10 protein-coding genes and 1 pseudogene are annotated in these 12,608 nt (G+C 74.2%); 3 read left to right on the top strand and 8 right to left on the bottom strand.

Annotated features, from left to right (window positions below):
- Nucleotides 1–28: 28 nt before the first annotated feature.
- The 6 genes from AC6CKD_RS06365 to AC6CKD_RS06340 all read right to left on the bottom strand — a co-directional run bounded on the left by AC6CKD_RS06365 (nt 29) and on the right by AC6CKD_RS06340 (nt 8,669).
- Nucleotides 29–610 (bottom strand): HPP family protein, encoded by a 582-nt coding sequence (locus tag AC6CKD_RS06365; protein WP_498325738.1) that lies wholly within the window; start codon nt 608–610, stop codon nt 29–31.
- A gap of 261 nt (nt 611–871) precedes the next feature.
- Nucleotides 872–1,612: an NPP1 family protein gene (locus AC6CKD_RS06360; protein ID WP_498326272.1), complete on the bottom strand. Its 741-nt coding sequence runs from the start codon at nt 1,610–1,612 to the stop codon at nt 872–874.
- A gap of 176 nt (nt 1,613–1,788) precedes the next feature.
- A complete protein-coding gene (locus AC6CKD_RS06355) occupies nt 1,789–3,087 on the bottom strand; it encodes a serine hydrolase domain-containing protein (RefSeq protein ID WP_498326270.1) in 1,299 nt (432 codons plus the stop codon).
- Between the two features lie 75 nt (nt 3,088–3,162).
- Nucleotides 3,163–4,011 (bottom strand): C40 family peptidase, encoded by an 849-nt coding sequence (locus AC6CKD_RS06350; RefSeq protein WP_498325736.1) that lies wholly within the window; start codon nt 4,009–4,011, stop codon nt 3,163–3,165.
- Between the two features lie 188 nt (nt 4,012–4,199).
- Nucleotides 4,200–8,123, bottom strand: a complete 3,924-nt coding sequence (locus tag AC6CKD_RS06345; RefSeq protein WP_498325735.1) for an nSTAND1 domain-containing NTPase — start codon at nt 8,121–8,123, stop codon at nt 4,200–4,202.
- A gap of 174 nt (nt 8,124–8,297) precedes the next feature.
- Nucleotides 8,298–8,669, bottom strand: a complete 372-nt coding sequence (locus AC6CKD_RS06340) for a hypothetical protein (protein ID WP_498325733.1) — start codon at nt 8,667–8,669, stop codon at nt 8,298–8,300.
- 271 nt (nt 8,670–8,940) lie between these two features.
- On the opposite strand from AC6CKD_RS06340, the gene AC6CKD_RS06335 reads away from it, so the two are divergent.
- Nucleotides 8,941–10,131 (top strand): AI-2E family transporter, encoded by a 1,191-nt coding sequence (locus AC6CKD_RS06335; protein WP_498325732.1) that lies wholly within the window; start codon nt 8,941–8,943, stop codon nt 10,129–10,131.
- Nucleotides 10,132–10,213: 82 nt separating this feature from the next.
- On the opposite strand, the pseudogene AC6CKD_RS06330 reads toward AC6CKD_RS06335, so the two are convergent.
- Nucleotides 10,214–10,468 (bottom strand): annotated as a pseudogene (locus tag AC6CKD_RS06330) (cupin domain-containing protein); the annotation flags it as partial.
- A gap of 156 nt (nt 10,469–10,624) precedes the next feature.
- On the opposite strand from AC6CKD_RS06330, the gene AC6CKD_RS06325 reads away from it, so the two are divergent.
- On the top strand, nt 10,625–11,512 hold the full coding sequence (locus tag AC6CKD_RS06325) for a hypothetical protein (protein WP_498325731.1): 888 nt from the start codon (nt 10,625–10,627) through the stop codon (nt 11,510–11,512).
- A 72-nt stretch (nt 11,513–11,584) separates the two neighbouring features.
- Nucleotides 11,585–11,836, top strand: a complete 252-nt coding sequence (locus tag AC6CKD_RS06320) for a hypothetical protein (protein ID WP_498325730.1) — start codon at nt 11,585–11,587, stop codon at nt 11,834–11,836.
- 115 nt (nt 11,837–11,951) lie between these two features.
- Here AC6CKD_RS06320 and AC6CKD_RS06315 read toward each other — a convergent pair whose 3' ends face one another.
- The gene (locus AC6CKD_RS06315; RefSeq protein WP_498325729.1) at nt 11,952–12,572 is read right to left on the bottom strand and encodes an L-threonylcarbamoyladenylate synthase; all 621 of its coding nucleotides are present in this window, start codon (nt 12,570–12,572) and stop codon (nt 11,952–11,954) included.
- Nucleotides 12,573–12,608 lie beyond the last annotated feature (36 nt).

Below are 12,608 nucleotides of genomic sequence, written 5' to 3'. Positions count from 1 at the left end.
CTCGAACCACCACCGCGGGGACGCACGGTCACCACCAGTACGCGGGATACTTCGGCGCCTTGCGGCGCACGCGGGAGGCCGCGTACCCGGTCAGGACGATCAGGACGGTCGATCCGAACAGCAGCGGGACGAAGCGGGCCGGCACCGGGGCCTGGAGCACGACCACCACGGCCGTGGCGCAGGCGGGTGAATGCGGGGTGCGCGCGGCCATGACCACCGCCAGCGTGACACCGGCGGCCACGGCGGCCCCCCAGGCGCTGCTGCCGGCCGCGGCCAGCACGCCGTAGCCGACGGCGGCCCCCAGCAGGTGGCCGATGACCACACCGCGCGGCTGTGCCAGCGGCAGCGCGGGCGCGCTGTGCACCAGGGCGGCGCTGGCGGCCAGCGGAGGTATCAGGATCGGTTCGCGGATCAGGGCTCCGATCGCCACGAGCCACAGCAGGGCCGCCGTGGCGGCGCTGATGCTGTGGATCGCGGCGGCGGCCGTCGGCCGGGCCGGGGCCCGGCCGCCGATCATCCGGCGGCGGCGTGCCCCGGAGGCTTCGGCCCCGGAAGAGCCGGAGGAGCCGGAGACGTCGGGGGACGGAGCGGGGTGGAGCGCGGTACTCATGGAGGCAGGTTTCCGGGCAGGGCGGCCGTCGGCCGGGCAGGGGCGGTACGGGGGTGGGCGAGGCTGCGTCACGGTGGCCCGGTGCGCGCGGCATGCCCGAGCTGGGCCGCGCGGTGCGGGCCTGCCGTGATCGACGGCCGACCGACCTCGCGCCTCCCCCGGGTGGCGGGGGCGGCGCATTCCCGACATGACCCTATCCGGAGCCCCACCGGCACCCGCCCGCGGGCCCGCCCGGCGGTGCCCGCCCGGCTCCGGCCGCCGTCACGCGTAGGGGTCGAAGGGGATCCCGGCCGGCTTGGCCTTGGCCAGGTGGCCGTTGAACTGGCCGTCCTTGATCCCGAGCAGGGCGCTGCCGAAATCGGCCTGGCTCAGCTTGTCGCGCAGCCCGGCGGGGTAGCCGTTCCAGCCGACCAGCGGGGGGTACTGCCAGGTCCCCTTGTGGTTCTCCGGCGGCTCGTCGTTGGAGTTCGCGGCACGGAAGCAGTGCGTGCTCCAGCCGTCCTTGTGATAGACGATCTTCGGGTGGGTGCCGTCGAAACGGATCTGCGAAGCGGCGTGCACCTTGAAGTTCCCGTGCTCCGAAGTTGAGACGTGGGCGACCTGGTCGTTCTGGATCCACACCACGACGTGCTCCCAGTCGTGCCGGTGCCCGGCGCTGCCGGGCCCGAGCGAGACCTGGTCCTTCTCGAAGTAGAGCGCGTACATGACCGCGCACCAGCCGTTGTTGCACTTCGCGCGGGAGTAGCCGTTGGTGTTGTTCAGGTCGGAGAGGTCGCGACAGTTGCCGTTGACGTCGCCGCCCATCTTCAGGCCCCCGTTGATGGTGCCGTCCGGGCCGATGGCGGGGCTGGAGTAGCAGCCGTCGCGGTCGTAGTCGTAGGCCGGCTGGAAGGTCTGCTCCAGCCCGTCGGCGTTGGCGGGCAGGGCCGGGGGCGGAGCCGCGTACGCGATCCCCGGGGCGGCGAGAACCAGTGCGGCGGCCCCCGCCGTGACCGCGAGCATCCTGCGGGCCCGCCGGCCCGGCCCCCTGCGGGAAAGCTTCACGGGCGGTGCGTCGGCCATCGTGTCCTCCTCATCGGTCACACGGACAACGCCCGTGTGGGAATGCGGAGTTCAGCTTTCCCGGCTCCCGCCCCCAGGCCAAGGGGCGGGAGCCTCCCGGTGTCCGGGAATCACCGTCAGCGGTTCTCCGGAAGGTCCGCCTCCGCCGTGGCCGGGGCGAAGGCGAAGCCGCGCGCGGTGGCCGGGCCGGCCGCCGGTGCCTTACCGCAGAAGGCGGCCTCCAGCGTGCCGCCGAGAGCGGTGTTGGCCTGGCCCCGGTTGGAGGTGTTCGCCATGGCGGAGAGCGAGCGCTTGCCGTCCCGGGTGGTGAACGCGTAGGTGTAGAAGCCCTGCACCGTGCCCGTGTGCCCGTAGACCTGCACACCGCACGAGAGGTCGTAGCGGCGCAGGCCCAGCCCGTAGAACCGGGTGTTCGTGGCGTCCGTCGGGGTCACGGTGAGCATGGCGTCCAGCGTTCCCGGACGCAGCAGCTTCCCGCCGAGCAGGGAGGACACGAAGGTGCTGAGGTCGGCCGCGCTGGAGATCATCGCGCCCGCGGACTGTGCCCAGGAGACGGTCTGTTCGGTGGAGTCGACCAGCGGGGCGCCGGCCTCGTCCGGGTGCAGGTAGCCGTTGGCGTGCAGGCCCTTGATGGCCGTGCCGGGGTGGACGTAGGAGGTGTTCTTCAGCTTGAGCGGCTTGATGATGCGCCGCTCGTACTCCTTGGCCACCGGCTTTCCGGTGGCCTTCTCGATCAGCATCCCCACCACGACGAAGTTGGTGTTGGAGTACTTGTACGCCACCCCGGGCTCGGTGGTCCTCGGCTCGGCGAGCGAGAGGCCCACGAGTTCCTCGTAGGTGAACACCTTGTTCCGGACGGCCTCGAAGCCGGGCACGGTGTGCTCGAACATCGCGTTCGTGTAGTCCGCCAGGCCGCTCCGGTGGGTGAGCAGGTGGCGCACCGTGATCCGGTCGTCGGGCAGCAGGCCCGGAAGGTAGGCGTTGACCGGCCGGTCCAGCTCGATCCGTCCCTCGTCGACCAACTGGAGGAGGACGACCGAGGAGAACGTCTTGGTGACGCTGCCGATGCGGAAGCGGGCCCGCGCGTCCATCGCCGCGCCCGTGGTCCGGTCCCGTACGCCCTCCACCCGGGTCCGGACCCCGTTCGGACCGGTGAAGCGGGCCAACGCCCCGGGGGCCCCGGCCGCCGTCGTGTTGCGCAACGCCTGCGTCAGCGCGTCCAGATCGGGCGCCACGGCCGACTGGGCGGTGGTCCCGAAGGCGGTGCCGGGCGCGGGCGCCGCGTGGGCGGCGGTGGCGGGCAGCGTACCGCCGGCCACGACGGCGAGCAGGGCGGCGCCGACGGCCACGCGCCGTGAGCGGGAGAGCGGCGACGGGGTGGACGGGGACGACGGGGACGACGGGAAAGCGGACAGGCGCACGTTGCTCCTCGAATGGGCCGGCCGGGCCGGCGTGGGGGGTTTGCAGATCGTTTCCGACCTTACGGATGATCAACGACAGGCGGGAACGTTTTCCAGCCAAGCCGACCCGCGGATGTAAATGTTCGTCATCCACGCCCGGTAGTCCGGAAGATACGACCAGACGTCGTTGGTGTAGCCGTCCGAGGTCACCGACTCCGCGTGCTTCTGGCATTCGACGCGGATCGTCGTCGGGCCCGGGAAGGCGTAGACGCGCGCGGCCGCCGTGGCCGGCCGCTCCTTGGTCCAGACGCCGGTGCCCCACGTCTGGAACACGTGTCCGGTGACCGGCCCGGTGTCCACGCGGACCGCCCCGTAATAGCCGTTCGACAGCCGCGCGTCGCTGACCTCGCTGACCATCAGCTTGGTGCCCGACTGCCGGGCCTCCGCCATCTTGCCCGCGCCGAGGTACAGGGCGATGTGGTGCAGGTCCCGGGAGGTGCCCCACACCAGCAAGTCGCCCGGGAGCAGGGGAGCGAGCCCCTGGGCGGCCGTGAAGCGGGCGGCCGCGCGGTGCGTGTAGTACTGCGCACTGGCCACCCCGTCGAGCGGGTCCGATCCGGTGGCCTGCGCGTAGGCGTGGCGGACGAACCCCGAGCAGTCGAAGCCGAGCCGTTCGGGATCGTGTTCGCTCGCCGGATCGGTCGGGTCCACCTGCCCGTACGTGGCACCGGGCGCCGGGCCGTGGCCACCGCCCCAGGTGTACCAGACCCCCTTTCCCACCTGCTCGCAGGCGGCGGCGACGGCGCGCTCGGCCGCCGCCGAGGCCCCGGGGGCCAGGACCCGGCAACCGCTGTCGGCGGCCGCCGGGGTGGCGGAGGAGCAGAGGAGTACGGCCAGGAGCGCGAGGAGCGTTCCGATGAGACCTGTTCGGCGCAGCACGGTGGGAGACCTCGTTTCACGCGGCACGGCAAGGGAGAAGCACGGCCGCCGGAACGACACTTGGCCGCCGGCGCCGGATTCGGGGACCAGCCTGTCGGCCGCCTCCGCGCCCCGTCGAGACCCGGACGCGGCACCACCCGAACGGGCAACGGGAAACCCCCGGGGAAACCCCGTACGGCTTAGACGGCCTAGCAGCCGCGCGGAGCCCGCGCGGGCAGACCGGGCACCAGCGCGTGCCGCTCGCGCGGTCCGAGGCGGCCCACCGTCCGGCAGATGGCGGCCAGCCGGGCGCCGGGATCCGGGTTCCACAGCCGTACGGTGCCGTCGTTGCTGCTGCTCGCCAGGGTCCGCCCGTCGGGGGAGAAGACGACTCCCCACACCGCGTTGGTGTGGCCCCACAGCGCGGCCCGGAGCCGGTGTCCGGGCACGTCCCACAGGCGCACCGTACGGTCGTTGCCGCTGCTGGCGAGGGTCCGCCCGTCGGGGGAGAAGGCGATGCCCCGCGCCGAGCCGGTGTGCCCGGTCAGCACCGCGGTGACGCGCCGCTGCTCCGCGTCCCACAGCCGTACGGTGCCGTCGTTGCCGCTGCTCGCCAGGGTCCGCCCGTCCGGGCCGAACGCGACGGCCCGTACCGCCCCGGCGTGCCCGCTGAGCGCGGCGAGCGGTCGGCGCCCGGCCACGTCCCACAGCCGGACCGTCAGATCGTCCCCGGCACTGGCCAGGGTCTTCCCGTCGGGGCTGAAGACCACGTCGTTGGCGAAGTCGGTGTGCCCGGTGAGGGCGGCGAGCAGACCGCGCGTGCCGGGGTCCCAGAGGCGTACGGTGCCGTCGGCTCCGGCGGAGGCGAGGGTGCGGCCGTCGGGTGCGAAGGCGACCGAGAACACGGTCCCGGTGTGTCCCGCGAGGGTGGCGAGGGGCGCGCGCTCGGCGGTGTCCCAGAGGCGTACGGTGCCGTCGGCTCCGGCCGAGGCGAGGGTGCGGCCGTCGGGTGCGAAGGCGACCGAGAACACCGTCTCGGCGTGCCCCGCGAAAGTGGCCAGAACCCGCCGTCGGGCGACGTCCCACACCAGCACGGTGTGGTCCGCGTCGGCCGTCGCCAGCAGTTTCCCGTCGGGGCTGTACGCGGCGTGCCACACCTCGGTGAACGGGCGCGCCGTCAGCACCGGCCCCCGCAGGTCCCAGAGCACGACGGACTGGTCGAACGCGGCGGTGGCGAGCACCGATCCCGCCGGATCGACGGAGACGGCGAGCACGTAGTCGGTGTGCCCGGCGAGGGTGGCCGTGAGCCGGCCGCCCCGGACGTCCCACAGCCGGGTGGTGCCGTCGCCGCCCCCGCTGACGACGGTCGTGCCGTCCGGCGTGTACGCCACGGAGTTGACGTCGTCGCTGTGCCCGGCCAGCGTCGCGGTCGCGCGTCGCCCGCCGACGTCCCACAGCCGCACCGTACGGTCGACCCCGCCGGTGGCGAGCGTACGGCCGTCCGGGGCGAAGGCGGCGCCCAGCACCTCGCCGGTGTGCCCCTCCAGAACGGCGGCCGGCTCCGCCCGCCGGGTGTCCCACAGCCGTACGGTCCCGTCGGCCCCGGCCGATACGAGGCTCCGGCCGTCCGGGGCGTACGCCAGGGTGTTGACCCGTGCGGTGTGCCCGGTCAGGACGGCGTGCTCGCGGTGATCCCCGGCCGGGTCCCGCAACTGGATGGTCCCGTCGGCGGAGGCGATGGCGAGGGTGCCGCCGTCGGGGGCGAAGGCCACCGCCCGGGCGCCCGCCGTGCTCGGGGGCAGCACCGACACGGGGCCGCCGCCGCTGCCGACGGACCAGAGCCGGACCGGGCCGTCGGTGGAACCGGCCGCCAGGGTCCGCCCGTCGGGGCTGAAGGCGACCGTACGCACCCGGCCGGGCGCGGTGAAGGCGGCGAGCGTGCTGCGGTCGGCCACCCGCCGCACCAGCACCTGCCCGTCGGAGCCGGCGGTCGCCAGCAGCCGCCCGCCCGGGGCGAAGGCCACCGCGTTGACCGGCCCGCCGTGCCCGCCGAGCCGCGCCAGGAAGGGCTGCGACTGGGTGCTGAGCAGGGCGCCGCGCGCCTCGGGCGTCGCTTCGGCCCGGTAGGCCTCCTCGGCGAGCAGCATGGAGGCCTCGGGCTGTCCGGCGGACAGGGACAGCGACCGGGCGGCCAGCGCCTGGGAACGGGCGGTCCGCTCCTGGCCCAGCGCCCCCGCGCGCTGCTGGTACGCCACCCCGCCGGCGGTCAGGGCCAGCAGGAGCAGGACGACGAGCGTGGCCAGCATCCGCTGGTGCAGCCGGACCCGGAGCCGGTCCTGTCGGCTGCGCGCCTCCTCCGCGGCCCGGCTCGCGTCGAGGAAGGCCGCCTCCCGGGCGCCCAGCCGGCTGCGGCCGTCCAGCTCGTCGGCCCAGGCGCGGGCGGTGGCGAGCCGGCTCCCGCGGTAGAGCACGGACGGGTCGCGGGCCTCGCGCACCCATTCGTCGGCGGCCTGGGCCAGTTGCTGGTGGACGAGCAGCCCGGCCCGGTCGGCGTGGATCCAGCCGCGCAGCCGGGGCCAGGCGTGCAGCAGGGCCTCGTGGGTGATCTCGACGGTCTCGCTGTCCGCGCTGATCAGCCGGGCGCGGACGAAGGCGTCGAGGGCGGCCGCGGCCCGCGCGGTGTCGGCCTGCCCCTCCAGGAGGGCGGTGCGGCTCATCCGGCGCCGGGTCGGACCGGTGCCATCGGCGATGTGCACCAGCCGGACGAGGAGCCGCCGGACCATCCGCTGCTCCGCCGGGTAGAGGCGGGCGAACACCCGTTCGGCGCTGCGCGCGACGGCGCCCTGGATGCCGCCGGCGTACTCGTATCCCGCGACGGTCAGCGTGGACCCCTCGCGCCGCTGCCAGGTGGCCATCAGGGCGTGCGACATCAAGGGCAGGGCGCTGGAAGGAGCCTCCCCCGGCCAGGCGTCCGGACCGGAGCCGGCGCGTGCCGCGGGGTCCCGTACACCGGCGTCGCGCAGCAGCAGCGGGACCAGTCCCGGCTCGAGTACGAGCCCGGCGAGCTCCGCCGGGCGCGTGATCGATTCCCGCAGCTCCGCCACGGACATCGGCGGCAGGACGAACAGCCCGTCGCTGAAAACGGCGGCCAGCTCCGGCAGGTCCAGGCACTCGCCGGAGAAGTCGGCCCGGACGCCGAGCACGACGACGGCCGGTTCGTATCCGGCACCGGCCGGCGCGGCGGGGGAGGCGGCCAGGGCGATGAGCACCCGTACGAAGGCGCGGCGCTCCTCCTCGTCGGAGCAGAGGGTGAACAGCTCCTCGAACTGGTCGACCAGCAACACCGGCCGCACGGTCGGGAGGTGCCGTCCGTCCGCCTGGGGCAGCGGCAGGGGGCCGGTGCCGCACGTCAGCCGGTGGACGGATTCGAGCAGCAGTTCCGGGTGGGCGCCCAACTGTCCCGGAGTGACGCCGAGATCACCCCCCACCGCCTTGACGGTGGCTTCGAGCAGTTCCCTCAGGGGGTGCGCGGTGGGCGTGAACCTGACGACCGGCCAGCCGTCGGCACCCGCCACCGGGAATCCGCCGCGCCGCAGGGCCGGTACCAGACCCGCGCTGAGCAGGGAGGACTTGCCCGCGCCCGACCGGGCGACGAGGAGCAGCGGGCCGTGCCCGAGCCGGTCGTGGACGCGCTCGACGAGGGCGGCGGTGGCCCGCTCCCGGCCGAAGAACCACTGTGCGTCCTGCGGGGTGAACGCGGAGAGGCCGAGGTAGGGGCAGGCGCCGTCCGACTGCGGACCGCGCTGGTGGGGCGGTCCGGGCGGACCGGGGGTACGGAGAGGACCGGCTTGCTCGGCGCGGGATCCGGCCGGGGGGCCGGACACCTCGCTCTCCGGTACCAGCCGCAGGAGTTCGCCCTCGGCCCCGAGGGCCCGGTCGCAGCTGCGGGCGACATCGAGGGTGACCGGCTTCGCACCGGTCTCGATCTTGCTGAGGTAGCCCTTGCTGTAGTGCGTACGGCGGGCCAGGTCGTTGAGCGACAGGCCGCGCCGCACGCGCAGCCTTCGCAATTGGGCGGGAAAGGCCGCCGCGGTCCCGCTCGCGCGGTCCGGATCCCCCAAGACGTCCCCCATGGCAATGTGCGCCCAGGCTGTGAGAGGCAGGTGCCCAGGCTAGCGCGGGGGTCGGAGGCCCGACCGGCCATTCGTGCGGTGTGGCGCGAAACGGCGGCGTTCCGGAGCCCGGCCGCGGGCCGGGCTCCGGAACGTCCTTGCGGGTGGCGAACGGGCGTACCGGCCCGTGGACCGCTAGCGGTTGAGGGTGATCGAGTTGATCGGCCCGAGGTCGGCGTAGACCCCGGTGCCCTCGGCGATGGGGTTGCCGCAGTTGGCCCCGTTGGAGCCGGTGCACAGGCGTGCGGTGGCGCCGCCGTACTGGTTGTTGAGGACCCAGTGGTTGCCGAACTGGTTGGTGAGGTTGTGGGCCCCGTAGCTGTGGAAGACGTGGCTCGGGCTGACGGCCGGGTTCTGGTTCTGCGGGTAGATGCAGACCGCCCCGTACGGGCAGCCGGCCCAGGTGTCGGCCGGCTGCGCGCCGGACGCTCCGGCGGCTCCGCTCAGTGCGACGACGGCGGCCGCGGCGGTGGCGAACGCGGCGGCGCCGCGGATCATCTTGCGCATGGTGTCCCCTCGGGTCTTGCTCCGTACTGACACCTCGAGCCTGTCCCCGGCGGGCACCGGGGTCGACGGGTTTCCCGTCGCCCGTCGGCCGCCCGGTCCGGGAAACCACCCGTGACCAGCGAACTCGCCGACGCAGGGGCAACGCCCGTGCCTGCTCCTTCGGCCCAGCGCGGATGAGGCCTTCGGGCGAACGTGCTGCGCGGCGCACGGGGCGGCCGCCGCCGGGGTGATAGCCCGAGGGGACCAACACACCCCGGAGGTGCGGCCGCACATGACCAGGCGACTCGTGACGCGGTCCGCCCGGCGGCTCCCACCCGGCGGCCCCCGCGCCGAAGGCCGGACCGGCCGGGCCCGTACCCCTGGGCGGGCGGTTTCCCCGGCCGCACGGGCGGCCGCCGCCGCGGCGCCGGTGGCTCCGGCCCTGCGGACGGCCGCCGGGTACGCCTGGCGGCTGCTGGTCGTCGGCGCGGCGGCGTACGCGGTCTTCGCCGTCCTGGGAAGGTTCCACGAGATCGCCCTGGCCCTCTTCCTCGGCCTGGTCGCGGCGGCCATGCTGCGCCCGCCGGCCGCGCTGCTGGGCCGGGTGATGCCCCGCGGGCTCTCCGTGGCCTGCGCGCTGATCGGCAGCCTGATCCTGGTGCTCGGCGCACTCGCGCTGGTCGGCGAGGCCGTCGCGGGGGAATGGCCCGCGCTGGTGCGCGAGTTCCGGGACGGGCTGGGCAGGATCCAGAGCTGGCTCCAGGGTCCGCCGTTCCGGCTCGACTCGCACGCCCTGAGCGATGTCCAGTCGAAGATCGGCAGCTACCTCTCCAGTCACCGCTCCACCCTGCTGAGCACGGCGCTGAGCGGGGCGGGACAGGTCGTGGCGGTACTCACCGTGGTGGCCCTGGCGCTGTTCTGCTCGGTCTTCTTCATCCACTCGGGGGACCGGCAGTGGAACTGGTTCTGCGGACAACTGCCCGAAGGCGTACGGGAACGGGTGGCCGGGGCGGGCCGCGCCGCGTGGCGGACCTTCACGGGCTACACCCACGGCATCGTGCTCGTGGCCGCGACCAACGCCGTCCTGGTGGGCGTCGCGCTCTACCTCCTGGGCGTTCCACTGGCCGTCCCGCTCGCCCTGCTGGAGTTCGTCGCCGCGTTCGTCCCCCTCATCGGCTCCCCGGTGGCCCTCGGCGTCGCCGCCGTCGTCGCCCTCGCCACCAAGGGACCGCTCGTGGCGGCCCTGGTGGTCGCGCTCATCGTGGTCATCGGCCAGATCGAGGGGCACCTGCTGCATCCCCTGGTGATGAGCTGGGCGGTGCGCCTGCACCCGATGGTGGTGGCCCTGTCGGTGGTCGCGGGAGCCATCGCCGCCGGAATCGTGGGGGCCGTGGTGGCGGTGCCCCTGGTCTCGGTGGCCTGGTCCGTCCACCAGTCCCTGCGCAAGGCCCGTACGACTGACGCGGAGCCGACGAGGGTCTGACCCGGAGCCGTCCCGGAGCCGCCCCCGGGGGAGGCCACCTGCGGGAGGCCACCCGCGGGGCGGGCCCCCTGCGGGTCCCGTCTCAGCCGCGGGGGTCGACGACGGCCTCGACGTGGTCGGCGACGGCGACGAGCAGCACGCGCGTGCCCGCTTCCAGCGCCCGCCAGCGGTGTTCCACCCCGCCGGTGAGGTACAGCGTGTCGCCGCGGCCCAGGCGGTGGGTCCGCCCGTCGGCCTCGACCTCGGCGGAGCCGTCGGCGACGTACATCAACTCGTCGTTGCGGTGCCGGAACGCGCGGTCGGCGCCGTGGTCCCCGGTGAACTCCAGCGCGTGCATCCACGCCCTCTTCCGCGCGTTCGGCAGCGCCGAGCCGCCGGGCGGGACGCCCACGCGGAAGGCCGGCCCCGAGGACTGACGGCGGCGGTCCGCCGGCCGGTGGCTATCCTCGCGCGTCGAAGGCGGGTACAACTGCTGTGCGAAGAGGGGGACCCGATGCTGCGCGATGTGCGCGAGTGGTTCGACGGCGCGGCCGACGAGGAGATACGGGCACTGGAAGAGGTGCCCGACATCGATCCGGAGCGGCTGCGGGAACTGTGGTGTGCCGAACCGGAGCTCATGCTCCGCCTCGACCACCTGCACACGGCCGCGCAGCGGGCCTTCGAACGGCGTACGAGGGTGGCGGCCACCGGGGAACTGCTCCGCGCCCTGCGCGCCGTGGCCCGGGGGGCGGACGTGGCCCGGCTGGAGACGGCGGTCGCTCAGGCCGGAACACGGCTCGAAGCCGATACGGCCACCGCGGCGGCCCGGGGCCTGAACACGGGCCTGACGTGCGGGATCGTGGTCAGCCCGGTGATCCTGGTCGTGGTCTTCGCGGTGGGGGCGTGGGTCCCCGGCATCTTCGGAGTGGAAGTCGGCTGCGCCTCGCGACTGGCCCTGGCGGGAGCCCTGGTGTGCTTCGCGGGCGGCGCGATGGGCGCGGTCTTCAGCGTGATCGTCCGGCTGCGCGATCCCCGGCAGCTCATCCGGGACAGTCCGGGCGGGGCCGGCCCGGACGCGGATCCGGTCCAGCTGTGCCGGGCGCTGCGCCAAGAGGGCTGGTACCGGGTGGTGGTGGGGTGGTTCCTGGCCACCGCGCTCTACCTGCTCGTGGCCGGCGGGATCCTCACCGTCCTCACCCCGCCGGCCACCCCCGCCGAACTGTGCGGTCCCGGCCCGCTCTCCGGCGCCGAGCACGGGGCCCTGGTCACGACCTGGTTCTTCTGGGGAGCCGTCGGCTTCCTCGCGGGCCTGAACGAGCGGTGGGCGCGCGGTCTGCTGCGCTCCCCCTCGGCGGCCGGGGCGGAGCCGGCCGGGCCGGGGGAGGGCGCGCGGCGCTCGTAGGGCGACGGCACCCGCCGCGCGCCCGGCCCGCGCCGGGCGGCATGATCGGCGGGAGCCGGTTAGCGTCGGGGGATGAGTACCGAACCGCAGACCTTCGAGATCCTGTTGGTGCCCGAGCACGTGGTGGAGGGGTCGCCCGACGACGCCGTCCGTTCGGCCGTCGTCGTACCGACCGGCCAGAACGGCGCCTCCGGCTACCCCCGCTACTCGGGTGACGGGATGGTGGCCGACATCGATCCGCGCACCCGAACGGTCGAAGCGCTCCTCGTGGACGGCTCCGAGCTCGACTACGGCCTCAAGCCCGTCCTGTACCCGCCCACCTGACAGGCCGTCCCGGCGGCCATCCGGCCCGGCTCGCGTCCGGCCCGGCTCGCATCCCTCCCGGCGGGCAGGCCCGGCCTGCCCGCCGGCCGAACGGGTCCGAACGTCGGCCGAACCGCTACTCGAAGCGCGCGGTGTCGCCCGCGCCCCGCCGGACGATCTCGGCCTCGCCGCTGGAGAAGTCGATGACCGTCGTCGGCAGCGTCCCGCAGTCGCCGGAGTCGACCACCATGTCCACGACGTGGTCGAGCCGGTCCTTGATCTCCCAGCCCTGCGTCATCGGCTCCGCCTCGTCGGGCAGGAGCAGCGTGCTCGACAGCAGCGGCTCGCCGAGTTCGGCCAGCAGGGCCTGGACCACGACGTGGTCGGGGATGCGCACGCCCACCGTCTTCTTCTTCGGGTGCTGGAGCTGGCGCGGCACCTCCTTCGTCGCCGGGAGGATGAAGGTGTAGCTGCCGGGGGTGGATGCCTTGATCGCGCGGAAGACGTCGTTGTCGATGATGACGAACTGTCCGAGCTGCGCGAAGTTCTCGCACACCAGGGTGAAGTGGTGGCGGTCGTCGAGCTGCCGGATGGACCGGATCCGGTCCACACCGTCGCGGTTGCCCAGTTGGGCGCCCAGCGCGTAGCAGGAGTCCGTCGGGTAGGCGACGAGTCCTCCGGCGCGGATGCCGTCGGCGATGCTGCCGATGGCGCGGGGCTGGGGGTTATCGGGGTGTACGTCGAAGTACTTTGCCATCCGTCGAGCCTACGGGATCCGGTGGTTCCGGCACTC

Source organism: Streptomyces sp. GQ60 (genome assembly GCF_059758875.1).
Note: the sequence above shows the minus strand (reverse complement) of the source record. Positions and strands in the feature narration are given on the sequence as shown.